Here is a 23,805-nt window from a genome sequence, read left to right as displayed (position 1 = left end):
CATGACTAATACAGCAAATATTTTTTTGCCCACCGGCTCGATCCCCGTCGTGCCGTCCGCCCGCTCCCGCGCGACCGAACCTCCGTTTCCCTGGGCCGGGCTGATCACCCTGTCCGCCGCCGTATTCCTCTCGGTCACGAGTGAAATGCTGCCGACCGGTCTGCTCCCCGAAATGAGCCGAAGTCTGGGCGTTGCGCAGTCGCAAATCGGTCTTCTCGTCTCGTGGTTCGCCTTCACTGTCGTGCTCACAAGCGCCCCGGTCGCCATCTGGACCCGCCGCTTTCCGCGTCACGGCCTGATCATCGTCGTGCTCATCATCTTCGCGGTGAGCAATATCCTCACCGCCATCGCTCCGACGTACGAGTTCGTCGTCGCCGCCCGAGTGCTCGGCGGCGTCGCGCACGGTTTGTTCTGGTCGGTTGTCGGTGCCTACGCTGCTCACCTCGTGCCGAAAGCGCAGATCGGCCGCGCGGTTTCCATCACGGTTGCAGGCGGCACACTGGCCTTCGTTTTCGGGGTGCCACTCGGCACTGCGGGCGGGCATCTGCTCGGCTGGCGCCTCTCTTTCGTCGTGCTCGCCGCCCTGATGCTCGTCGGTGCGGTACTGGTCTGGAAGTTTCTGCCACCGGTGGCGAGGCACTCCACGGGAGCGTCGGCATTCGCTGACACGACCAAACCGGCGACGAAAAACCGTCGGGACGCGACCGTGCCGGCGGTGGCGCTGATCTGCAGCATCACCGGCATCACGATGATCGGCCACTACAGTTTCTACACGTACATCACGCCGTTCCTGCTCGATGGGCTCGGCGTCGCCCCCGTTCTTCTGGCCCCGCTGCTCTTCGCCTACGGCGTGGCCGGTGCTGTTGGACTGCTGCTCGTCGGCACGGTTTTCGGACCCCGACCGAGCCTCGGCCTGGTTCTGGGCCTCGCCGCGAGCGCCGTCAGTGTGAGCCTGCTCGCCATGTTCACGGCGACCCTACCCGTCGCGATCGCCGCGTTCGTGCTGTGGGGCATGACGTTTGGCATGCTGCCGCCGCTGCTGCAAACGCGGATGCTGCACGCCGCGTCGCCGCACATCCGCGACACCGCAAGCGCTTTTTACACCACCGCGTTCAATGCTGGTATCGGCGGTGGCGCACTGCTCGGTGCGGTGCTGATCGACAACGTCGGCCTCGACACGGTGCCGATCGTCTACGTCGGGGTGCTGGTCGTGGCGCTCCTGCTCGTGATCATCACCGACCGCATGACGATCCGCCGCCGCGACTGAGCAGCGAGCGGCGTGACGCTCAGAGAAAGCGGACGGCTAGTGGCGGGGTCGGTCGGATAACGGACGGTTGGCGACCACCGGTACGTGGCCGGTGAAGCCCTCGCGGGCCGCCGCGATTTCGAGTATGCGGCCGCGGCAGGCGTACCAGCCGATCATCAGTCCCGGAATGATGAGCACCAGTGAGCTGATCGTGAGCGTGCCGACGGGCCAGTCGAATGCCATCAATACGAGCACCGCGACCAGGAATACGAGTGTCACGTAGCCGGAGTAGGGCGCCCACGGCATGCGAAAAACCGGGCGCACCAGAATGCCCCGTTTGGCCCAGGCTTGCAGTCGAAGCTGGCACAGCACGATCATGCCCCAGGCGCTCACGATGCCGATCGCAGCCATGTTGAGCACGATCTCGAAGGCATCGTCGGGCACAATGGCGTTGAGTCCGACGCCGAGCAGCGTCACGATCCCGGTCAACAGGATGCCGCCAAACGGCACCCCGTTGCGGCTGATCTTGCCCGCGAAGCGCGGTGCCGAACCGGCGAGCGACATCGACCGGAGTATGCGTCCAGTGGAATACAGGCCCGCGTTCAGCGAAGACAACGCTGCCGTGAGTACGACGAGGTTCATGATCACGTCGACGCCGTCGACTCCGATCGTGGCGAAGAAGGTGACGAACGGGCTCTCGCCCGCTTTGTAGGCCGTGTATGGCAAGAGCAGCGAGAGCAGCAGGATCGAGCCCACGTAGAACACCGCGATGCGAATAATGACCGTATTGATCGCCTTCGGCATCACCTTCTCGGGGTTCTTCGTCTCGCCCGCGGTCGTGCCGACCAGCTCGATCGAGGCGTAGGCAAAAACGACGCCCTGGACGACCAAAACGGATGCGATCAGCCCGTTGGGCAGCCAGCCCCCGTTTTCGCCGATCAGCGTAAACCCGGCCGTGGCGCCGTCCAGCGGCGTGCCGAAAATCACCATCCAGGTTCCGACGATCAAAAATGCCACGATCGCGAGCACCTTGATGAGCGCAAACCAGAATTCCAGCTCACCGAACACCTTGACCGAGAGCAGGTTGAGGAACATGACCAGGCTGAGGGCCGCGAGGGCATACAGCCACTGCGGTACCGAGCCGAACGGTGCCCAGTAGGTGGCGAAGAAGTTCATGTACAGGGCAACGGCTGTCACATCGACGATGGCTGTCATGGCCCAGTTCAGCCAGTACAGCCAGCCGGTCACGAATGCCGTCTTTTCGCCGAAGAACTCGCGTGCGTAGGACACGAAGGAGCCCGAGCTCGGACGGTGCAGCACCAGTTCACCGAGCGCCCGCAGAATGAGAAAGGCGAAGAAACCGCAGATCGCGTAAACAAAGACCAGGGCGGGACCTGCGCTGGCCAGGCGTCCGCCAGCACCGAGGAACAGCCCGGTGCCGATCGCCCCGCCGATCGCGATCATCTGCACGTGGCGAGACTTGAGCCCCTTATGCAGCGCGTCATCTTCGTGCACGCTCAGGGCGTCTTCGATGTGTTCGAAGGGGGTCTCCTCGGGCGGATTCGCGTGGTCGTGGTGTCCGTGCGGCTCAGAAGACGAGGCACCCGATGCGGGAGTGGATGAGGGCTTCTGGCCGTGGGAGGGGCTCACAACGGTGCTCGATTTCGCTGGCCGGACGCTCAGGAGCAACTTCTTCACAACGAAAGTGTGCGTTCAAAGAAGTGGTCGAGAGCGGCACGGGAAGTGGCCGGAAACTGTACACTCGCGCGCTTCTAGCGGCGGGCAACGTCGGCCGGGGGGACGAAGTAACCCTACCCCGCGGTCCCCTGAGCTCGGCTGTGAGAGGCGCCGACATCCCTCTTCCCCGTTCGGGTGCCGTCTATTGGCGGGTAGACTAAATCTCCACGCCCCGACCTGACAAGCCTGGAGGACGCATGGTTGCATTCCTTCTCGCATTCGTCGTGTTGTCGGTACTCACGCCGTGGCTCACCCGGCATCTGGGTACCCGCGTCTTCTACCTGATCGCCCTGCTTCCGGCCGGTGCCTTCGCCTACACGCTCACCCAGACGGCCACGGTCACCACGGGCGGGGCCGTAACCCAGTCGATCCCGTGGATTCCGCAGCTCGGCATCAGCCTCTCCTTTCGGGTCGACACCCTGGCCTGGATGCTCGCCCTTGTCGTCACGGGAATCGGCGCCCTCGTACTGGTGTACTGCGCCCGCTACTTCACCGATGACGAGCCGAGTCTCGGCCGGTTCGCCGCGCTGTTGCTCGCTTTCGCTGGCACCATGTACGGGCTGGTCACCGCCGATGACTTGGTGATCATGTTCATGTTCTGGGAGATCACGAGCGTGCTCTCCTACCTTTTGATCGGGCACTACACGCACAAACGCGAGAGCCGCGGCGCCGCCCTGCAGGCCCTGATCGTGACGACCTTCGGCGGCCTGGTGATGCTGGTCGGCGTCGTGATGATCTCGGTCGCTTCCGGCACCACGAGCCTCGCCTATATCGTGGCGAACCCGGTGACCACCCAGATGGGCACCTGGGCGATTCTGCTCATTCTGGTCGGGGCGCTTTCCAAGAGTGCGCTCGTGCCGTTCCACTTCTGGCTGCCCGCTGCGATGGCCGCGCCGACCCCGGTCAGCGCCTACCTGCACGCCGCCGCCATGGTCAAAGCCGGCATCTACATCGTCGCCCGCCTGGCCCCCGGCTACGCTGACAGCGACGGCTGGCTGCCGGTACTGGTCACCCTCGGCGTCTGGACCATGGTCGTCGGCGCTTGGCGGGCGCTGCGCCAGTATGACCTCAAACTGTTGCTCGCCTACGGAACGGTCAGCCAGCTCGGCTTTCTCATGATCGCCATCGGGTTCAACACCCGCGACACCGCGCTCGCCGGTGCCGCTCTGCTGCTGGCGCACGCGTTGTATAAGGCCACACTCTTTCTCGTGGTCGGCGTCATCGACCACCGGGCCGGCACCAGGGACTGGCGCAAACTCAGCGGCGTCGGTCGCAGCGCCCCTGCGCTCGCCGTCATCGCGCTCGTGGCGGTCGCGTCGATGGCCGGCCTGCCACCGCTACTGGGTTTCGTCGCCAAGGAGGCCGTGTTCACCTCGCTACTCGACGCCGGTGTTGGCGGTTCCGGCTGGGGTTATGCGGCGCTGATCGGCACGGCCGTCGGGTCCGTTCTCACTGTGGCCTACAGCATCCGTTTCTTCTGGGGTGCTTTTGGAACGCGCAAGGATCAGCCGGCCACGGTGCTGCACGCGAGCCCGTGGGACACGCTTCTCGCCCCCGGTGTGCTCACGGTGGCGACGATTGGCCTTGGCCTGTTCGCCTCGGCGCTCGACCCGTTGCTCGCGCCCTACGCTGACACAGTGCCGGGCGTCGGCAGCCTGACCGAACCGCCATATCACCTGGCGCTCTGGCATGGGCTGGAACCAGCGTTGTACCTGAGCGTGGTTGTTTTGCTGCTCGGAGCGCTCATGTTCCGCGCTCGCCGCGGAGTATTGCGGCTGCAGGCCAAGGTTCCTGACGTTATCGATGCCGGCCGCGGCTACGGCAAGGCCATTCGCGGCGTCGACCGTCTTGCGGCCCGGGTCACCCATTTTGCACAGCGTGGCGGGCTCCCGCAGTACCTCGGTACCATTCTCACCGTTTTCGTGCTCACCCTCGGATTTGCGGCCTTCGTGAACCGCACCTGGCCCGACACAATCGTGCTCTGGGACTACCCCGGCCAGGTGCTCATCGCGCTGATCATGGCCATCTGCGCCGTCATGGCGGCGCGGGTCGGGCAGCGGATGACCGCGGTCATCCTTGCCGGTGTCACCGGTTACGGCCTCGTCGTCCTGTTCGCCTTTCACGGCGCGCCCGACCTCGCCCTCACCCAGGCGCTGGTCGAATCGATCACCCTGGTCATCTTTGTGCTCGTACTGCGCCGCCTGCCCGCAAACATTGCCCAGCACAACAAACCGGTGCGCCCCAAGCGCCGCCTGCTGATCGGCAGCTTCGTGGGCCTCGTGATGGGAACCATCGGCTTCATCGCGCTCGGCGCTCGCCAGTTCGAGAGCATCGCCGGCGCCCTGCCCCGATTGTCGGTCGAAGACGGTCACGGCGACAACATCGTCAACGTGATGCTCGTCGACATACGCGCCTGGGACACCATGGGCGAAGTGTCGGTGCTCATCGTCGTCGCAACCGGCGTCGCGAGCCTGCTGTTCGTCTCGGGTCGCAACGCCGTCGTGCCGCGCCTGAAGGAATCCCGCAGCCTGCGCTCGGCGGCCAACCGCCGCCGAGTTGTCGCCGATCCCGAACTCTCGAGCGAAGGCCACGCCGTCAGCCGGCAGGCTTTTCTACTCGCCGGGCGCAAAAATGATCCACGCAGCCGGTCGATTGTCATCGAGGTGCTCGTGCGCCTGCTCTTCCACCCCGCGATGATCGTGTCGATCTACCTGCTTTTTGCCGGCCATAACCTGCCCGGCGGTGGATTCGCCGGCGGACTTCTGGCAGGTCTGGCGCTCGTGGCCCGGTATCTCGCCGGCGGACGCTACGAGCTCAGCGAAGCCGCCCCGATCGACCCGGGCAAGCTTCTCGGCCTCGGCGTCATTCTCGCCGTGGGTACGGCCGTCGTCTCGCTGTTCTTCGACGGTATCCCGCTCGAATCGGCCTACTTCACGGCGACCGTTCCCGTGCTTGGTGACCTGTCGTTTGGCACCTCGACCATCTTTGACATCGGTGTCTACCTCGTCGTCATCGGCCTGACCTACGACATTCTGCGCAGCCTCGGCAGCGAGATCGATCGGCAGAGCGAGAACGATGAGATCGGACCGCGGCCGGATACCGTCCCAGAGGGCGCATCAACGACTACTGAGGAGGTCACCCGATGAGTGCCTCCCTCACCCTCGTCATCGTGATGGCCGTCATGTACGCGGCCGGCGTCTACGTGATGCTTGAACGCAGCCTCACCCGGGTGCTGATCGGCTTTCTGCTGGTCGGCAACGCCACCAACCTGCTCATCTTCATCATGAGCGGCCGACCGGGCAGTTCCCCCATCGTTACCGATACGAGCGTTGAGGACATGGTCGATCCGATTCCGCAGGTGCTCATGCTCACCGCGATCGTGATCAACTTCGGCATCACCGCGCTGCTGCTCGCCCTCATCTACCGGTCCTGGTGGCTGGCCCAGCTCGGCGACGAGGGCGATACCCTCACCGACGAACACGCCGCCGAGAGCGCCGACGACGCCGACACTACCTTCCGTTCCTCCTCAGACGACGACGATGCGGTCGCCGAATCGATCGACGAGTTCGAGCGCGGTGACGGCGCGACGAGCGACGAAGACACCGTCTCCCACAAGAAGGATGCTGCCGGCCGGGCCGCCGCATCCGCTTCTGATCGGGGGGACGCGCGGTGACCGCCCTCGTTCCCCTCATCGTCTGCCTGCCGCTGCTTGGTGCGGCCGTAGCGCTGATGCTCGGCCGGCGCCGCCGCCTGCAGGTGCTGGTCAGCGTGCTGAGCCTCACCGCCGCCACGGTGATGAGTGCCATGCTGCTCGTACTGGTCGACCGATTCGGCCCGGCCGTGGTGCAGGTCGGCGACTGGCAGGCACCGTGGGGCATCGTGCTCGTCGTCGACCGGCTCTCGGCGCTCATGCTGCTCATCTCGGCGCTCATGCTGCTCGGCGTGCTGCTGTTTGCGGTGGGCCAGGGCATCATTGACGGTGATACCGAAACACCGGTCTCGATTTTTCACCCGACCTATCTCGTGCTGGCTGCCGGACTGTTCAATGCCTTCGTCGCCGGCGACCTGTTCAGCATGTATGTCGGTTTTGAGATGCTGCTCTCGGCCAGCTATGTGCTCCTAACCCTCGGTGGCACCGGCGCCCGCATTCGAGTGGGCATCACCTATATTGTCGTGAGCCTGGTGTCGTCCATGCTGTTCCTCAGCGCGATCGCCCTCATCTACGGCGCCACCGGCACCGTCACCCTCGCCCTGATCGCTGAGCGGATGCCCGACCTCCCCGCCGACATCCAGCTGGTTCTCGGGCTGCTGCTGCTGATCGCGTTCGGAGTGAAGGCGGCCGTATTCCCAATGTCATTCTGGCTGCCGGACTCCTACCCGACCGCGCCGGCGCCAGTCACCGCGGTCTTCGCCGGGCTGCTCACCAAGGTCGGTGTGTACGCGATCCTGCGCACCCAGACGCTGTTCTTTCCCGACAATCAGTTCTCGATGCCGCTCATGATCGTGGCTGGGCTGACCCTGCTCGTGGGCATTTTGGGCGCGCTCGCCCAGGCCGACATCAAACGGCTGCTGTCGTTCACCCTGGTCAGCCACATTGGCTACATGCTGTTCGGCATCGCGATCGGCACCCCTCTCGCCATCGCTGCGACCATCTTCTACGTCGTGCACCACATCACCGTTCAGACGACCCTGTTTTTGGCAGCGGGGCTCATTGACCGGGTCGGCGGTACCACGTCGCTGTCGCGGCTCGGTGGGTTACTGGGGTCGTCGCCGCTGGTGGCCATTCTGTTCTTTCTGGGGGCCCTCAACCTTGGTGGTATTCCGCCGTTCTCGGGCTTTCTCGGCAAGATCGCACTCTTTCAGGCCGGCACGATCGTCGGCGACCCAATCATCTACGTTCTGATCGCGGTCGGCGCGCTCACCTCGCTGCTCACCTTGTATGCCCTCGCCCGGGCCTGGAACATGGCGTTCTGGCGGCCCAAAAAGCAGGTCGAGGATTACACCTCGTCGATGTCGATGTCGCTCACCGAAGACCCTGAAGACGCGGGGCTTGTACTCAAGAAGACGATCTCACCGCTCATGGTCGGCGCGACCAGCGCCATGCTCGTGCTGACCGTCAGCCTCAGCGTTTTCGCCGGGCCGATCTTCGACCTGGCTACCCGCGCCGCTGCCAACATCAGCTCGCCATCGACGTATATCGACGCCGTGTTCCCTGGCGGCACCGGTTCCATCGCCGACAGTAACGTGGGCACCAACTTCGAGGGTGGCGCAAAGTGACCACACCGCGCGAACGCCTCGAAGCGATCGGCAACCAGATTCCGCCGCTGATCGCCCTGATCGTGCTGTGGATGCTGCTCTGGGGCGAGTTCTCCTGGCTCAATCTGCTGGTCGCGTTCGTCGTGGGTATCGTGGTGACCGTGGCGTTCTATCTGGTGCCGGTGCAACTGAGCGGGCGGGTGCATCCGCTGCACACCGTCGTGTTCTTCGTGCGCCTCATTCTGGATATCGTGCGGGCGTCGATCGACGTGTCCTGGCTGGCCGTCAAGCCCCGGCTGATCACGTCGAACGCAATCCTGGCGATTCGGCTGCACACCCGCAGCGACCTCATTCTCACCTGGACCGCCGTCGCCACGTCGATCGTGCCCGGCTCGATCGTGGTGGACATCGACCGGGAATCATCTATTTTGTACCTGCACGTGCTCAACATGCACAGCGCCGCTGACATCGAGAGTTTTCGGCGGCAGGTACTCGACACCGAGCGGCGTATTGTGCGCGCTTTCGGCTCCCGCGAAGACGTCGAGCGGATGCGCGGGGTGCTGCCCGCAAACCGGCTCGATGCTCGTCGCGCCGACCAAAACAAACAGGGACAATCATGATTCTGCAGATTGTGGCCGTGCTCGCTTCGATCATGTTCGGGATCGCGGCGCTGCTCTCGGTGTATCGCATCGTCATCGGCCCGAGCGTGCTCGACCGGGTCATCGCCTCCGACGTGCTCGTCGCGACGATCATCTGCGCCCTCGGTGCCGAGATGGCCCTGAATCGGCATACCGACACCCTGCCGGTGCTGCTCGTGCTGGCCCTGTTCGCGGTGCTCGGCTCGCTGAGCGTCGCCCGCTTTCTGCCCGGCCGGGACAGCGCATGAGTGCCGTCTTGCACCCGACCCGACGCGAGGTGCACGAATGAGTGCCGTGCTGCATGATGTGCTCACGGCGATTCTCGTGCTCGCCGGCGCGACCATGTGCCTCGCCGCCGGAATCGGACTCATCCGTTTTCCCGACGTTCTGTCGCGCCTGCACGCGGCGACCAAGCCGCAGATCTTCGGTCTCCTGGCCGTGACAGCGGATGTCGCGATCAACAATTTCTCCGTCGGCACAGTGACCCTCGTTGTCGCGATCGTCGTCTTCCAAGCCCTGACAGCGCCGATGGCCGCGCACCTCGTGGGCCGGGCCGCTTACGAGACCGAACACCTGCGGCCCGACCTGCTCATCGTCGACGAGCTAAAGAACCGCTGACCGGCGGCATCGCTCGCGGCACTGATGGGGGATGACGGCACCTCTACCTCGGGGTGCCTGCTTCCTCAACGAGTGCCGCGAGCCCTGCTAGCGAGCCGAAGGTTAGCCGGCGGGGTTGAAGCCGGCGGGGTTGAAGCTGGCTGGCAGCTCGAACGGGTCGCGCACACGGCTGGAACGGTCGGAGGAGGCGACCAGGGCGGCAAGTTCACCGGCAGCGCGTTCGATGCGGGCCGGCAGGGTCGCCAGTCGGCTGTCGAGACCGCCATGGCCGCTGCCCCAGTCCTCGGAAGCGGCGAACACGGAGGTGGGCACCACGACGGCGTGCAGGTAGGTCAACATCGGGCGCAGGGCGTAGTCGAGGGCCAGTGAGTGTCTGGCAGTGCCGGCGGTGGCGCCGATCAAAACCGGCTGGTCGGTGAGGGAACGATTGTCGATCACATCGAAGAAAGACTTGAACAGGCCACTGTAGCTGGTCGTGAAAATCGGGGTGACGGCGATCAGGCCATCGGCCGTAGTGACGGCCTCGATCATCGTTTCCAGGCGCGGGCTGGCGAACCCGGTGAGCATGTTGTTCATCACGTCCTGCGCGTAGTCGCGCAACTCGTAGGTCACCACCCGGGTCGTGACACCCTCGTCCTGGAGACGCATTACCGTGGCGGTGGCGAGTTTATCGGCCAGCAGACGAGTGGATGACGGCTGGCTGAGGCCTGCGGATACGACCGCCAGGGAGCGCTCGGCCAACTCAGGCTCCCGTCGTGCCGGGAGCGATTGCGGCGGCGGTGTCGAGGTTGTCGTGGATCACCGCGAGGGTGGCATCCCTCACTCGGGTGGCACCGGCGATCACCAAGGAGTCATGGGTCGGGGCCTCTGGCACGTCGGCCGGGCGGTTCTTCGCGAACTCGCGGCGGAGCACAGGCACGACCTCTTCGCCGAGCAGGTCGAGCTGCTCAAGTACAGTTTTCAGCGGCAAGCCGGCGTGGTCCATCAGCCAAAGCTGGCGCTGGTAGTCACCGACGTAGTCCCGAAAACCGAGGGTGCGGTCGATGACTTCCTGCGGGCTGCCCACGGTGAGCGGGGTCTGTGCGGTGAAGTCCTCCATGCTCGGGCCATTGCCGTAGACCGGCGCATTGTCGAAGTAGGGGCGGAACCTACGTTTGGCGTCCTGGGAGTTTTTACTCATGAACACCTGGCCGCCGAGTCCGACGATGGCCTGTGCCGCGGTGCCGTGGCCGTAGTGCTCGAAGCGTTGGCGGTAAAACTGCACCATTTTCGCGGTGTGCGAGGCGGGCCAGAAAATGTGGTTGGAGAAGAATCCGTCGCCGTAGTAGGCGGCTTGCTCGGCGATTTCGGGGCTGCGGATACTGCCGTGCCAGACAAAGGGCGGCACACCGTCGAGTGGCCGCGGGGTGGACTGGAACCCCTGCAGTGGGGTGCGGAACTGGCCTTCCCAGTCGACGAAATCCTCGCGCCAAAGCCGGCGGAGCAGGGCGTAGTTCTCCAGGGCCAGCGGGATGCCCTCACGGATGTCTTTTCCGAACCACGGGTAGACCGGGCCGGTGTTTCCGCGGCCGAGCGTAAGGTCCACGCGGCCGTCGGCGACGTGCTGCAACATGGCGAAATCCTCGGCGATTTTCACCGGGTCGCTCGTCGTTATCAGCGTCGTCGCAGTGGACAGGATGATCCGTTCGGTTTTCGCCGCGATGTAGCCGAGCATGGTCGTCGGCGATGACGGAACGAACGGCGGGTTGTGGTGCTCGCCGGTCGCGAAGACGTCGAGGCCCACCTCCTCGACCTTCTGCGCAATGGTGAGCATGGCCTTGATCCGGGCGTTCTCGGTGGGGGTGTCGCCCGTGGTGGGATCGGTGGTGCTGTCCCCGACGGTGAAGATTCCGAACTGCATGCCATCCTCCAAATTTCAATGCGTGTGCATGTATATCCATGACAACGGCCACCCGCCCGCCGCTATTCCCGGCTGCTGGAGATTCGCGAGCGGATGTTGGGACCGACGGCATCCGCTGATATGCTGGCGGAGTCGCAACTGGCGTAGCACGAAGATGGGTCACCATCGGGGAGCGACTGACACGGTTAGTGGCCGCACGCCTGGGCCGCAACATCCATTTATATAAGGAGAACTCCGTGCCTGATTCCGCCACCGCTTTGACGTCAACCTTCAACGAACCGCTCTCGGTCGTTGACCCCGAGATCGCCGCCGTGCTCGCGCAGGAGCTCGGCCGCCAGCGCGACTACCTCGAGATGATCGCGAGCGAGAACTTCGTTCCGCGTGCCGTGCTGCAGTCGCAGGGTTCGGTGCTCACCAACAAGTACGCCGAGGGCTACCCGGGGCGCCGCTACTACGGCGGCTGCGAATACGTCGATGTCGCTGAGCAGCTGGCCATCGATCGGGCCAAGAGTTTGTTCGGTGCCGCCTACGCAAACGTGCAGCCGCACTCCGGCGCGACCGCCAACGCTGCCGTGCTCTCAGCCATTGCCACGCCCGGAGACACCATCCTCGGCCTCGAGCTGGCCCACGGTGGCCACCTCACCCACGGCATGAAACTGAACTTCTCCGGCAAGCTGTACAACCCGGTCGCCTATGGCGTCGATCCGGAGACCTTCCGCGTCGACATGAACGTCGTGCGCGACAAGGCGCTCGAGAGCAAGCCGAAGGTCATCATCGCCGGCTGGTCTGCCTACCCGCGTCACCTCGACTTCGAAGCCTTCCGCGCCATCGCCGACGAGGTCGGCGCGCTGCTCTGGGTCGACATGGCCCACTTCGCCGGTCTCGTTGCCGCCGGCCTGCACCCCTCGCCCGTTCCCTATGCCGACGTCGTGTCGAGTACCGTGCACAAGACCCTCGCCGGCCCGCGCTCTGGCTTCATCCTGTCGCGCGACATGGCCCTGGCCAAGAAGCTCAACTCCAACGTGTTTCCCGGCCAGCAAGGCGGGCCGCTCATGCACGTGATCGCCGCCAAGGCCACCGCGTTCAAGCTCGCCGCCGAGCCCGAGTTCAAGGAACGCCAGGAGCGCACGCTGCGCGGTGCCAGCATCCTCGCTGATCGCCTCACCGCCGACGACTCGCGGGCACACGGCATTGACGTGCTCACCGGCGGCACCGACGTGCACCTCGTGCTCGCCGACCTGCGCCACTCCGAGATCAACGGCCAGCAGGCCGAAGATGCCCTGCACGAGGTGGGGATCACCGTGAACCGTAACTCGGTTCCGTTCGACCCGCGCCCGCCGATGGTCACGAGCGGCCTCCGCATCGGCACGCCGGCCCTCGCCACCCGCGGATTCGGCGACGTGGAGTTCACTGAGGTCGCCGACGTCATCGCCGAGGCTCTCAAGCCCGGCGCCGATATCCCTGCGCTCCGCGCCCGCGTCGGCGCACTCACCCAGGCGTTCCCGCTGTACTCCGGCCTGCAGCAGTAGCTTTCTCGTGAGCGGATGCCGCAGGCTGGGCCGGCGGCATCTGCTCACGCCCAACGCGCGCCGGTGCCCGGTCATCACCGCTGAACGGGGCCCGGGCCCCGTTCCTGCAAGCGAGCGAACTGAACCGATCGACAACACGAGGGAACCATGATGACGGCAATCACACTCGACGGGGTCAAGACCGCCTCCGACATCAAAGCTGAGCTGCGGGGTCGCATCGCTGCCCTGCGCTCGCACGGTGTGGTGCCGGGTCTGGCCACCCTGCTCGTGGGCAATGACCCGGGCTCCGAGACCTACGTTGCGGGCAAACACCGCGACTGCGCCGAGGTTGGTATCGGATCGCTGCGCATCGATCTTCCCGGCTCGGCGACCTCGGCGGATGTACGTGCCGCCATCAAGGACCTCAACAACAGCCGTGAAGTGACCGGCTACATCATCCAGCTGCCGCTGCCGGTCGGCCACAACGAGAACGCCATGCTCGAACTCATCGACCCGTCAAAAGATGCCGACGGGCTGCACCCGACCAACCTGGGTCGGCTCGTGCTCGGCATCGAGGGCGAGCTGCGCTCCCCGTTGCCCTGCACCCCGGCCGGCATTGTCGAGCTGCTGCGCCGCTACGATGTACCGATCGTGGGCAAGAAGGTCGTCGTGGTGGGCCGTGGCCTCACCGTCGGTCGTCCGCTCGGCCTGTTGTTCACCCGTAAGGGCCTCGACGCGACGGTCACCCTGACCCATTCGCGCACGGTCGACCTGGCCGGGGAGGTACGCCGCGCCGACATCGTCGTGGCCGCCGTTGGCGTGCCGCACCTGATTCAGGCCGACTGGATCAAGCCGGGAGCCGCCGTGCTCGACGTGGGAATCACCCGGGTGCAGGACCCGCTCACCGGCAAGGGCCGACTGACCGGCGACGTGCACCCCGACGTGGCATCCGTCGCCGGGCACCTCTCGCCCAACCCGCGCGGAGTCGGGCCGATGACCCGCGCCATGCTGCTCTCCAACGTGGTCAAGGCCGCCGAGCAGTCCCTTTTGGCCTAGCGAGCAGATTCCAAACGGCGCGGGTTCGCCCCGGCAAACCGACTCAGCTGAGTCGCGAGAGCTCTGTGACCGTGCCGGGCGATCTCGAGGGCGCTTGTGGCGGCTGGTGATTTCGGCACCAGGCGGGCCAGGCTGGCGGCAAACAACTGTTTCGAGAATGATCGAGCGACCCCTGCGCGCCGGTGCGAACGTTACTCCGTGCTAGATTGAAAAAACCCGGGCTGGTGACCGCATCGAGGGTGTCAGCCCGGCGCGCAGCGCGATTCGATCCCTGTCTAGGCCGGCGCAATTGATCAGCAGGTCTACTCCCACATGCGCGCTGTCATCGAGCCCGGCGCGACTCCTTCTCAAAGAGAATGACCTCGGCTCCTCGTCGGGCCAGCCGATCGGCAACAGCCAAACCGACGATACCTCCACCGACGATCGAGACGCGACGTTTGAATATGGATGCTTCTTTCAGCGTCGGGCAGCGCCGCCAGTAGACCCCAACGGATCCGATCCGAAGGCGTCCGGATCATCCGCTGCAACTGACGAACAGCTGAGTGTGGAATGTCTCAGTGCGCTTCGACGCACCCCTCTTCGGGGGCATGCGCTCACGCGGCGCCCTATGCCAAGGTTCAGTCGTGAGTAAAGTTCGACTTGTTGCCAGCATGCATGCGACGGTTGTCCACGCGTCACAGTCATGAGGTTGTTCCCGCGTAACGAAGCGACGGGGCTGCTGCTCCAACTTCCCCGCACACAACTCGACAAGGTGGGCATTTATCATCGCAAAGCTACGAATCGCCGTGATTGGCGCTGGATACTGGGGTCCAAACCTGGCCCGAAATTTCGATGCCAGCCCGGACTGGGACCTGGTCGCCGTCTGCGACCGAGATCGGGAGAGAGCCCAGCTCGTTGCGGATCGACATGGCGGTGTTCGAGTTGTCACCGCGCTCAATGAGCTTCTTGCCGCCGACGATATCGATGCGGTGGCGATCGCCACACCGGCCGCCACACATCACGAGATCGCGTGTGCCGCCCTCGCGGCGGGCAAGCACGTCATGGTGGAGAAGCCGCTGGCTGACACCGCTGAACGCGGCGAAGACATGGTGCGAACGGCCGCTGCCGCGGGTCTGATCCTTATGGCTGACCACACGTACTGCTATACGCCGGCGGTGCTGAAAATGCGGGAACTCGTGCGCGAAGGCGCACTCGGAGATATCCTGTTCATCGACTCGGTTCGGATCAACCTTGGTCTCGTGCAGCCGGACGTCGATGTGTTCTGGGATCTCGCCCCACACGACTTGTCGATCATCGACTTCCTGCTGCCTGGCGGGCTGCGTCCCACCGGCGTCGCCGCCCAGGGAGCCGATCCGCTCGGGGCCGGAAAAGCCTGCATCGGCTACCTGACCATCCCGCTGGCCAACGAGGCGATTGCACATGTGCATGTGAATTGGCTCAGCCCCACCAAGATCCGCCGGATGGTCATCGGTGGCACCACCCGCACCCTCGTCTGGGACGATCTCAACCCACAGCAGCGCCTCAGCGTCTACGACCGCGGGGTGGACCTCACCCAGCAGAGCGTTGATGGCATCGACCGCGCCGCCTCGATGGTGTCTTACCGCCTTGGCGACACCTGGTCGCCGGCACTGTCCGAACGGGAGGCGCTCGCCGTGATGGCGGAAGAGTTCGCGGCCAGCATCCGTGAGCAGCGCCCCGCTCGTACCGACGGCGAGGCCGGTCTGCGCGTGCTCGCCGTACTCGAAGCGGCCAGTCGCAGCCTCGCGAATGAGGGCAAGTTGAGTCTGTTGACCGAAAACGGGGCGCCAGCACTGGACGTCGGCCGTACGGCGGTAGTGCTGTGAGCGGCCTAGACCGGGCACAGGCTGACAACCTCAGCGGCCTGCGCATTCTCGTCACCGGCGGTGCGGGATTCATCGGGAGCCACCTCGTGGATACTCTCCTCGCCCAAGGGGCTGCTGAAGTTCGTGCTCTTGACAACCTCACCAACGGCAATCACGAAAACCTGGTCGGTCAGAATGCCAATGAGCGCTTCACCCTGGTCGTGGGCGATGTTCGCGACGATGTGGTCCGCGAGAAAGCTCTGCACGGTATTGACATCGTGTATCACCTTGCCTGTTTGGGTGTGCGGCACAGTTTGCACGATCCAATTGAGAACCACGACGTGAACGCGCGCGGAACCCTGTTGATGCTTTGTAGCGCTCGCGCCGAAGGCATCCGTCGTTTCATTTATGTCAGCACGAGCGAGGTCTTCGGCACTGCCCAGTACGTGCCCATGGACGAACGGCACCCCACTTGGCCTGAAACGGTCTACGGCGCGAGCAAACTGGCAGGCGAGGCCTCCAGCCGAGCATTCTTTCGCACCTATGGCATGGACACCGTCGTGGTGCGCCCCTTCAACACCTACGGTCCCCGAAGCCACTTTGCGGGGGACAGTGGTGAGGTGCTGCCCCGCACAATCGTTCGGCTGCTCGCCGGCCACCGCCCGGTGATCTTCGGCGACGGGCAGCAGACAAGAGACTTTATGCACGTCTTCGACACCGTGACGGCGCTTGCCCTGCTCGCGCAGGGTTCCGGACTGGCCGGCGAAACCCTGAACCTGGGCTCCGGGGCAGAGGTCACGATGAACGCCCTGTGTGCCGCTGTGGCCCTCGCCGTCGAACGCCCAGACCTGCTGCCCGTGCACGACAGCGCCCGCCCGGGCGACGTGCGGCGACTGCTCGGCGACCCGACGCTCATGATGTCGCTGACCGGCTTCGCACCGACCGTCCCCTTCGAACGTGGTGTCGCCGAGCTCGTGGCCTGGTTTCGGGCGTCTGCCGCGGACAACCCCGATCAAGTCGAGCTCATGGAAGACCGCAACTGGGTTGCGTTGGAAGCCGTGTGATGTCCCGAATCAACGTGATGAAGCCCTGGATGGGCGCGGAGGAGGTCGCGGCGGTGACTGCGGTGATCGAATCCGGTTGGGTGGCCCAGGGCCCCCGGGTGGCGGACTTCGAAAAACTCTATGCACGCACAATGCAGATTCCGTTCGCGGTCGCGACGTCCAACTGCACGACAGCGTTGCACCTCGCGCTCGTTGTGGCCGGAATCGGCTCGAGTGACGACGTGGTCGTACCTTCTTTCTCTTTTATCGCCACCTCGAACGCAGCGTCGTATGTCGGCGCGCGCGCGGTCTTCTGCGACGTCGATGCGACCACGGGCAACGTGACCGCCGAGACCGTTCGGGAGGCTCTCACTCCCGCGACCCGGGCGGTCATCGTGGTTGACCAGGGCGGTATGCCCGTTGACCTGGTGCCCATTCGGGCGCTCTGTGATCCCCTCGGGATCGTGGTGATCGAAGACGCGGCCTGCGCGGCGGGTTCCACGTACCAGGGACGCCCCGTGGGAGCCGGCGCCGAGCTGACTGCGTGGTCGTTCCACCCGCGTAAGATCCTCACGACGGGCGAGGGCGGCATGCTCACCACGTCTCGACCGAAGTGGGCCGAGCGTGCCCGCCAGCTCCGGGAGCATTCAATGAGTGTCTCGGCCACTGACCGGCATGCCTCGGTGCTCTCGCCGCCCGAGGAATACCGGGAAATCGGATTCAACTTTCGAATGACCGACCTGCAGGCAGCCGTCGGAATTGTTCAGGTGGGCCGACTGCCCGCCATCGTAAAACGGCGCCGAGAGATCGCGGCGGGCTATCAGGCGGCATTCGCCGAAATTCCCGGCCTGCGCGTGATCAAAGATCCGAGCTGGGGAACGACGAACTTCCAGTCCTTTTGGGTCGAGGTCGGGTCGGACTATCCCCTCGACCGGGACGGACTGCTTGTGCGGCTTGCGGCAGCAAACATTTCGGCTCGCCGCGGCATTATGGCCGCGCACCGGCAGCCGGCCTACCGCAGTCGGGATACCGGGCACGCGTCCCTCGCCGTGACCGACCACCTGACAGACACCACCCTTATCTTGCCGCTCTACCACCAGCTTGAGGAGAACGACCAGGCGCGCATCATCGAAACCCTGCAATTGGAAGGGGCGATCCGCCATGACTGAGCTCCTGCTGGTGGGCGCGAGCGGACTCGCCCGGGAAGTGCTCATACTGCTCCGGAATCATCCGGAATACGCCCCCATCGGCATCCTCGACGACCTCCCCGGGCAGCGCGGAACCACCGTCGGCGGTGTTTCCGTGCTCGGCAGCCTGGACGAGGTCACGCGTCACCCGGCCGCGCGGGTCCTGATCTGCGTCGGACGCGGCGAGGCACGGGCACGGATCGCCGACAGGCTCCTCGCGCTCGGGGTGACGGAGGACCGCTACGTTTCCCTCGTGCACCAGAGCGTCGAGGTACCTGAGGGCTGCCGGATCGGCTCGGGCAGCATCGTGCTCGCCGGCGTCGTGCTCACCGCCGACGTTATTCTCGGTCGACACACCGTTGTGATGCCGCAGGTGACGCTGACCCACGGCGACCGAGTGGATGACTTCGTCACGCTCTGCGCCGGGGTCACCCTCGGCGGCGACGTATCGATCGGTTCCGGCGCCTACCTCGGCATGAACGCGGCCGTGCGGGAACGGGTCCGCATCGGCCCGGGGGCGGTACTGGGAATGGGATCTGCCGTGCTGGAGAATGTGCCAGATCGGGAAACGTGGGTGGGCGTGCCAGCCCGCCGCCTCCGCGCGGCCGCGGGTGACCCGCTCCCGCCGGAGGCAGCTGCTGTGCCACCAACCACCGTGCCACCAACCACCGTGCCACCAACCACCGTGCCACCTGCAGCCAGACCGACACTGCCGGCACTTGTCGTACCCGTACTTAGAGCACCCTGGCCCACTGGAGGAATCGAATGACGTCCGTCCCTATGCTCGACCTTTCGCTACAGCACGCCCAGGTAGCCGATGAGATCCGCTCCGGCTTCGACCGGGTAATCGCCACTTCCAGCTACATCCTCGGCCCGGCCGTCCGCGAATTCGAGGCGGCATTCGCCGATTATTGCGGCGTCGGGCATGCCATCGGTGTTGGAACGGGCACGGATGCGATCGAGTTGGCCCTGCGCGGGGCCGGGATCGGTCCCGGCGACGATGTCGTCGTTCCGGCGAACACATTCGTCGCTACCGCCGAGGCGGTTCTCCGTGCTGGCGCCACCGTGGTCTTTGCGGACTGCGACGAGGATTTTCTGCTCGATCCGCACGACTTACGTACCCGGATGACCCCCCGCACGCGAGCGGTCATTGCGGTGCACCTCTATGGACAGACGGCTGCGGTCGACGAGATCCGGGCCGTCGTGGGGCCGTCCGTGGCGTTGATCGAGGATGCCGCGCAGGCGCAGGGTGCCCGCTATCACGGTCGCCGTGCCGGTTCCCTCGGTGACGTCGCGGGCACCAGCTTCTACCCCGGCAAGAACCTGGGTGCGTACGGCGACGGCGGCGCGGTGATGACGTCCTCGCACGCCATCGCGGAGCGCGTAAAGATGCTCCGCAACCACGGCGGTGTGCGCAAGTACGAGCACTGGGAGGTCGGCACGAATTCCCGCCTCGACTCCCTGCAGGCCGTCGTTCTTTCCGCCAAGCTGACCCGCCTCGATGACTGGAATGCGGAGCGGCGCCACCTCGCCGAGCGTTACGACGGCCTGCTCGCCGGGCTTTCGGGCGTGACCTGCCCTCGCACCGTCCCCGGCAACGAGCACGTCTATCACCAGTATGTGGTGCGTGTGCCCGACCGGGACCGTATTCTGGCCGAGTTGACCGCCGAGGGAATCGGCGTCGGCATACACTATCCGCTGCCCGTTCCGCTGCTGCCGGCTTTCGCCGGACCAGTTCCGGCGACCGGCGCCTTCCCTGTCGCCGAGCGTCTGGCGAACGAAATTCTGTCCCTGCCGATCTACCCCGGCCTGACGCACGCGCAGCAGGACTACGTCGCCGAGCGTCTGGCCCTGGCGATCGGGCGCAGCACGGCCGTGGTCTCCGGCACCCGCGCAGCCGGGTGAAGCGGTGATGGGCGGGCAGGGTGTCAAGAAACTGCGGGAGGCTCCAAATGCCTCGCGGGCCCTGTTCTGGAGCTTCTCCAACACGGCCGTGTCGCGCCTGGGCACCCTTGGCATCGGCATCGTCCTGGCTCGTGTCCTCGGGCCGGAAGAGTTCGGTACCTATGCCGTCGCGTTCATCGCCCTCGTAGCGATCCTGAGTATCAACGAGTTTGGCGTGAGCCTGGCGATCGTGCGGTGGCCGGGGGACCCGCGTGAGATCGCACCGACGGTTACCACGATCTCCCTCGTGGGCAGCGCAATCTTCTGCATCGGTGGCTATCTCGCCGCGCCCTGGTTCGCCGGCATGATGGGGGATCCTGAGGCCACCGGTGTCGTGCAGCTGCTGGTGCTCAGCGTGCTGGTGAACGGGATTGTCGCGACTCCAGCGGCCATGCTCCAGCGGGAGTACCGGCAGGGAACCAGAATGATCATCGACCAGGTGAACGTTTGGATCGGCGCGGTATTGTCGGTCACGCTGGCCCTGCTGGGATGGGGCGCAATGAGCCTGGCGGTCGGGCGCGTCGCGGGAACCTTGGTCTCCGCCGTGTTGTTCCTCGCTTTCTCGCCGCTGCCGTACCGGCTCGGTTTCGACCGAGGGAAAGCGAGTGCCCTGTTCTCGTTCGGGCTGCCGCTGGCCGGGGCCAGCCTGATCGTCTTTTTTGTGGGTTACGCCGACCAGCTCGTGGCTGGCCACCTTCTCGGCGCGACGATGTTGGGGTTCTTTGTGCTCGCGTTCAACCTTGCCAGCTGGCCGGTCAGTATGTTCTCGCAGCCGCTGCGCAGCGTGGCGCCCACAGCCTTCTCGCGTCTGCAACACGACCAACTTGAAATGAACCTCGCATTCCGGGCCATCCTGCGTGTGCTCGCGGCCGCTGCGGTGCCGGTCTGCTTCTTCCTCGCCGGCGCCGCCGACCCGGTGGTCCGTTTTGTCTACGGCGATGAATGGGCGCCCGCAGCGGTCGCTCTCACCTGGCTGGCTCTGCTGGCAGCGTTCCGGATTGTTTTCGAGCTGGCCTACGACTTCCTGGTCGTACTCAGAAAAACCGGGTCGCTTCTCGGTATTCAGCTGTGGTGGCTGGCCGCCCTCGTGCCGGCGCTCATCGTCGGTGCATTGTGGTTCGGGCTGGCCGGAATCGGCATCGCGCAGGTCGTGGTTGCCGGGGTCGTGGTGCTCCCGCTCTACCTGGTGCGACTGAAGAGATCTGGGATCCTGATCCGGCAGATGGCCGCTCCGGTCGGGCTGCCGCTGGCGGCGGGCCTGCTGGTGCTGGGTGCGGGCCTTACGGCCGGAGTGCTCATCGATAACCCGTTGATCGCCGCCTTGCCGTCGGGCCTGCTCACTCTCGCCGTGATGGGGTTGCTTCTCCATCGCGAGCGCGAAACACTCCGCTCCTTGCGCGGCCTGGGTAAGATTCCGGCTCCGGCCGGGCGATCGGATGGCGGTGTCATGTCATGAGGATCCTCGTCTACCCGCACGACCTCGGTCTCGGCGGAAGCCAGCTCAATGCGGTCGAGCTCGCTGCCGGGGTTGCCGCCCTTGGGCACAGTGTCGTCATCTTCGGCCGGCCCGGGGCCTTGAACGATCGAATCGAGGAACTCGGACTGGAGTTCGTGGAGTCGCCCTGCCCTGGGCGGCGCCCCTCGCCCGGCGTTGTTGCAGCTCTGATGACCCTGGTCGAGGAACGCCACATCGACATCCTGCACGGCTACGAGTGGCCGCCGGCCCTCGAGACGGTGTTGGCGTCCCGCCGCAGCCGCGCCACGGCCGTTGTCACCGTGATGTCGATGTCTGTCCCGCCATTCATTCCCCGCAACGTAGCGCTCCTGGTCGGCACGGCCGAGATCGCGGCGGCAGAACGGCGCAACGGCCGTCGACGGGTGGCGGTGCTCGAACCTCCCGTCGATGTGGCGTTCAACTGCCCGGGCTTCGATTCAGGAGTGGCGGGTTTCCGCCGTCGCTGGCACCTCGATGCCGGGCGGATGACGGTGGTATCCGTGACGCGCTTTGCTCACGAACTCAAACTCGAGGGAACCCTGGCGGCCATGGATGCCGTCGGGATTTTGAACCGGGATCTGCCCACCCGACTCGTGCTCGTCGGTGACGGCCCGGCTCGCGGGGAGGTGGAGGCGAAGGCTCGTGTGATCAACGCCCAGGCCGGGGCGGGCACGATCGTGCTCACCGGCCAGCTCGCCGATCCGCGGCCGGCCTACGCTGCTGCGGATGTTTCGCTCGGTATGGGTGGGTCGGCCCTCCGGGCGCTGGCCTTCGCGAAACCGTTGGTCGTGCAGGGTGAGCGCGGGTTCTGGCGCCTCCTGACTCCGGACTCGGTGCAGGACTTCCTCTGGACCGGCTGGTACGGAGTTGGCCGCTCGACCGCCGATGGGCCGGGGGCGCTGGCCGGCATCCTGCGCGAGGTGCTCGGTGACGAACATCGGCGACGGGACCTGGGCGATTTCGGCCGCACTCTCGTCGAGGAGCGTTTCTCGGTCACGCGGGCTGCGAGGTCCCAGGAGGGTCACTATCTGGCGGCGCTGGACGAGAGCACAGGTACTTTGCCGACCCTTGCCGGTGACGCCGCAGGGTTGGCTCGTTACGCTCGCTACTACGCGGCCAAACGAGTGCGGCGAGCGCTGGGTCGCGAGCGCGCCGACGATTTCAACGCCCGTCCGGTCACCGGTTCCGCCCGGTCGTCGCTTCAGATCCCGACGGATGCGCTGTGACGGCTGGCCCCGGTGTCGTCGTGTACATCCCCGGCAGTCGCTGGTCCGGTGTGGCCGGCACCGACCGCCGTCTGGTCACCGCGTTAGGGACACTGGCCCCGGTGCTCTGGGTTGACCCTCCATTCTCCATGCTGACCCGCACGCGCGTCGGCGCCCACGAGACGAACCGAGCCGGACGTTCCCTAGTGGCTCCCGGAGTCACCTGTTTGCAGACCCTCGCGCCGCCCGGCGCTTCCCGGCCGGTAATACGTTCCGTGACCGCGCGGCTCCTCGCACGCGGAATTCGCTCGTCACTCTCGGCGGCCGGGACCTCAGCGACGGCCGTTGTCCTCGCCTCCCCGAGGGAGGGGTTCCCGGTGGGTGTTCCGGGGCTTCGCGTGCTGTACGTGACCGATGACTGGCCGGCTGGAGCCGCGTTGATGGGCCTGCCGATCCATCGGGTGCGCGCACTCCTAGCCCGCAATGTGCGGCAGGCGGATGTCGTCGCCGCGGTGTCTCCCGTACTGGCCGCACTGCTGGAACGCGATTACGGAGTTCCCGTGCTCATCTTGCCCAACGGCTGCGAGCCGAATCGAGCGCTCCCCGCCGCGGCCGAAACGGCGAGTGCCGGGCTCGTAGGCCAGCTCAACGAACGCCTCGACGTAGGAATTTTAGAGGCCGTGCGGGCTGGCGGCACACCGCTGGATATAGTCGGTCCTCGAACAGACCGGGATGCCGCCACACGCATGGAACTGGACCGACTCCTCGCCGGACCGGGAGTGACCTGGCACGGCCCGGTGCCGTTCGAGGAATTGCCTGCCCGGCTCGCCCGCATGGGCGTTGGACTGACGCCGTACGCGGACTCGCCGTTCAACCGGGCCAGTTTCCCGCTCAAGATCCTCGAGTATCTGGCTGCCGGACTGCCCGTCGTGTCCACTGACCTGGCCGCGGTGCGCTGGCTCGACACCGACCTGATCTCCGTGGCTCGCGACCCGCAGGATTTCGCGCGCCTGGTGCGGGAGATCCTTGCGCGACCGGCCGATCCCGCGGACCGTGCCAGGCGCATCGCTTTCGCCCGACAACATAGTTGGAATGCTCGAGCTCGGCAGTTGCTTGGTCTTCTTGTTTCGGGCGTACAGGCGTGAAGGA

21 protein-coding genes and 1 riboswitch are annotated in these 23,805 nt (G+C 65.6%); of the genes, 17 read left to right on the top strand and 4 right to left on the bottom strand.

The features are described 5' to 3' along the window. The first annotated feature begins 1 nt into the window (after position 1). Positions 2 to 1,267 carry an MFS transporter gene (locus E3T51_RS01900; RefSeq protein WP_134526754.1) on the top strand — a complete coding sequence of 422 codons (1,266 nt, stop codon included), beginning with the start codon at positions 2 to 4 and terminating at the stop codon, positions 1,265 to 1,267. A gap of 36 nt (positions 1,268 to 1,303) precedes the next feature. Here E3T51_RS01900 and E3T51_RS01895 read toward each other — a convergent pair whose 3' ends face one another. Next, entirely contained in the window at positions 1,304 to 2,761 is a 1,458-nt protein-coding gene (locus E3T51_RS01895; protein WP_420898398.1) for an amino acid permease, read from the bottom strand. A 419-nt stretch (positions 2,762 to 3,180) separates the two neighbouring features. On the opposite strand from E3T51_RS01895, the gene E3T51_RS01890 reads away from it, so the two are divergent. The 6 genes from E3T51_RS01890 to mnhG are packed head-to-tail and all read left to right on the top strand — an operon-like array spanning position 3,181 to position 9,495. After that, positions 3,181 to 6,129, top strand: a complete 2,949-nt coding sequence (locus tag E3T51_RS01890; protein ID WP_134526752.1) for a Na+/H+ antiporter subunit A — start codon at positions 3,181 to 3,183, stop codon at positions 6,127 to 6,129. Continuing rightward, positions 6,126 to 6,656, top strand: a complete 531-nt coding sequence (locus E3T51_RS01885; protein ID WP_134526749.1) for a sodium:proton antiporter — start codon at positions 6,126 to 6,128, stop codon at positions 6,654 to 6,656. The genes E3T51_RS01890 and E3T51_RS01885 overlap by 4 nt, the downstream gene beginning before the upstream one ends. Continuing rightward, positions 6,653 to 8,260, top strand: a complete 1,608-nt coding sequence (locus tag E3T51_RS01880; protein ID WP_134526746.1) for a Na+/H+ antiporter subunit D — start codon at positions 6,653 to 6,655, stop codon at positions 8,258 to 8,260. The genes E3T51_RS01885 and E3T51_RS01880 overlap by 4 nt, the downstream gene beginning before the upstream one ends. Further along, the gene (locus tag E3T51_RS01875; protein WP_134526743.1) at positions 8,257 to 8,859 is read left to right on the top strand and encodes a Na+/H+ antiporter subunit E; all 603 of its coding nucleotides are present in this window, start codon (positions 8,257 to 8,259) and stop codon (positions 8,857 to 8,859) included. Before E3T51_RS01880 ends, E3T51_RS01875 begins: the two co-directional genes overlap by 4 nt. Continuing rightward, positions 8,856 to 9,125 carry a monovalent cation/H+ antiporter complex subunit F gene (locus E3T51_RS01870; protein WP_174844548.1) on the top strand — a complete coding sequence of 90 codons (270 nt, stop codon included), beginning with the start codon at positions 8,856 to 8,858 and terminating at the stop codon, positions 9,123 to 9,125. Before E3T51_RS01875 ends, E3T51_RS01870 begins: the two co-directional genes overlap by 4 nt. A gap of 37 nt (positions 9,126 to 9,162) precedes the next feature. Continuing rightward, positions 9,163 to 9,495: a monovalent cation/H(+) antiporter subunit G gene (gene mnhG / locus E3T51_RS01865; protein ID WP_134526740.1), complete on the top strand. Its 333-nt coding sequence runs from the start codon at positions 9,163 to 9,165 to the stop codon at positions 9,493 to 9,495. 102 nt (positions 9,496 to 9,597) lie between these two features. Here the strand turns inward: mnhG and E3T51_RS01860 are convergent, their stop codons facing one another. Beyond that, positions 9,598 to 10,236, bottom strand: coding sequence for an FMN reductase (locus E3T51_RS01860; RefSeq protein ID WP_134526737.1), 639 nt, complete (start codon positions 10,234 to 10,236; stop codon positions 9,598 to 9,600). Between the two features lies 1 nt (position 10,237). Then, positions 10,238 to 11,395: an LLM class flavin-dependent oxidoreductase gene (locus E3T51_RS01855; RefSeq protein ID WP_134526734.1), complete on the bottom strand. Its 1,158-nt coding sequence runs from the start codon at positions 11,393 to 11,395 to the stop codon at positions 10,238 to 10,240. A gap of 124 nt (positions 11,396 to 11,519) precedes the next feature. After that, a riboswitch (ZMP/ZTP riboswitch) is annotated at positions 11,520 to 11,608 on the top strand. 23 nt (positions 11,609 to 11,631) lie between these two features. On the opposite strand from E3T51_RS01855, the gene glyA reads away from it, so the two are divergent. Both glyA and E3T51_RS01845 read left to right on the top strand, forming a co-directional pair. Beyond that, positions 11,632 to 12,924 (top strand): serine hydroxymethyltransferase, encoded by a 1,293-nt coding sequence (glyA, locus tag E3T51_RS01850; RefSeq protein ID WP_277613339.1) that lies wholly within the window; start codon positions 11,632 to 11,634, stop codon positions 12,922 to 12,924. Positions 12,925 to 13,074: 150 nt separating this feature from the next. Beyond that, a complete protein-coding gene (locus E3T51_RS01845; protein ID WP_134526732.1) occupies positions 13,075 to 13,959 on the top strand; it encodes a bifunctional methylenetetrahydrofolate dehydrogenase/methenyltetrahydrofolate cyclohydrolase in 885 nt (294 codons plus the stop codon). A 322-nt stretch (positions 13,960 to 14,281) separates the two neighbouring features. Here E3T51_RS01845 and E3T51_RS17025 read toward each other — a convergent pair whose 3' ends face one another. Then, positions 14,282 to 14,383, bottom strand: a complete 102-nt coding sequence (locus E3T51_RS17025; RefSeq protein ID WP_255453205.1) for an FAD-dependent oxidoreductase — start codon at positions 14,381 to 14,383, stop codon at positions 14,282 to 14,284. Positions 14,384 to 14,720: 337 nt separating this feature from the next. Between E3T51_RS17025 and E3T51_RS01835 the strand changes: the two genes are divergently transcribed. Genes E3T51_RS01835 through E3T51_RS01800 form a run of 8 tightly spaced genes read left to right on the top strand, consistent with a single transcriptional unit; the run spans position 14,721 to position 23,801 of the window. Then, on the top strand, positions 14,721 to 15,803 hold the full coding sequence (locus E3T51_RS01835; RefSeq protein WP_134526729.1) for a Gfo/Idh/MocA family protein: 1,083 nt from the start codon (positions 14,721 to 14,723) through the stop codon (positions 15,801 to 15,803). After that, positions 15,800 to 16,846 (top strand): GDP-mannose 4,6-dehydratase, encoded by a 1,047-nt coding sequence (locus E3T51_RS01830; protein WP_134526726.1) that lies wholly within the window; start codon positions 15,800 to 15,802, stop codon positions 16,844 to 16,846. The genes E3T51_RS01835 and E3T51_RS01830 overlap by 4 nt, the downstream gene beginning before the upstream one ends. Further along, positions 16,846 to 17,994, top strand: a complete 1,149-nt coding sequence (locus E3T51_RS01825) for a DegT/DnrJ/EryC1/StrS family aminotransferase (RefSeq protein WP_134526723.1) — start codon at positions 16,846 to 16,848, stop codon at positions 17,992 to 17,994. Before E3T51_RS01830 ends, E3T51_RS01825 begins: the two co-directional genes overlap by 1 nt. Then, positions 17,987 to 18,781: a NeuD/PglB/VioB family sugar acetyltransferase gene (locus E3T51_RS01820; protein WP_134526720.1), complete on the top strand. Its 795-nt coding sequence runs from the start codon at positions 17,987 to 17,989 to the stop codon at positions 18,779 to 18,781. The genes E3T51_RS01825 and E3T51_RS01820 overlap by 8 nt, the downstream gene beginning before the upstream one ends. Continuing rightward, complete coding sequence (locus tag E3T51_RS01815; protein WP_134526717.1) at positions 18,778 to 19,917, top strand: DegT/DnrJ/EryC1/StrS family aminotransferase; 1,140 nt, start codon at positions 18,778 to 18,780, stop codon at positions 19,915 to 19,917. Before E3T51_RS01820 ends, E3T51_RS01815 begins: the two co-directional genes overlap by 4 nt. 7 nt (positions 19,918 to 19,924) lie before the next feature. Beyond that, complete coding sequence (locus tag E3T51_RS01810) at positions 19,925 to 21,412, top strand: oligosaccharide flippase family protein (RefSeq protein ID WP_134526714.1); 1,488 nt, start codon at positions 19,925 to 19,927, stop codon at positions 21,410 to 21,412. Then, entirely contained in the window at positions 21,409 to 22,677 is a 1,269-nt protein-coding gene (locus E3T51_RS01805) for a glycosyltransferase (RefSeq protein WP_134526711.1), read from the top strand. Before E3T51_RS01810 ends, E3T51_RS01805 begins: the two co-directional genes overlap by 4 nt. Next, positions 22,674 to 23,801: a glycosyltransferase gene (locus E3T51_RS01800; protein ID WP_134526708.1), complete on the top strand. Its 1,128-nt coding sequence runs from the start codon at positions 22,674 to 22,676 to the stop codon at positions 23,799 to 23,801. Before E3T51_RS01805 ends, E3T51_RS01800 begins: the two co-directional genes overlap by 4 nt. Positions 23,802 to 23,805: the final 4 nt, after the last annotated feature.

The organism is Cryobacterium serini, assembly GCF_004404025.1.
Taxonomy (GTDB): domain Bacteria; phylum Actinomycetota; class Actinomycetes; order Actinomycetales; family Microbacteriaceae; genus Cryobacterium; species Cryobacterium serini.
Note: the sequence above shows the minus strand (reverse complement) of the source record. Positions and strands in the feature narration are given on the sequence as shown.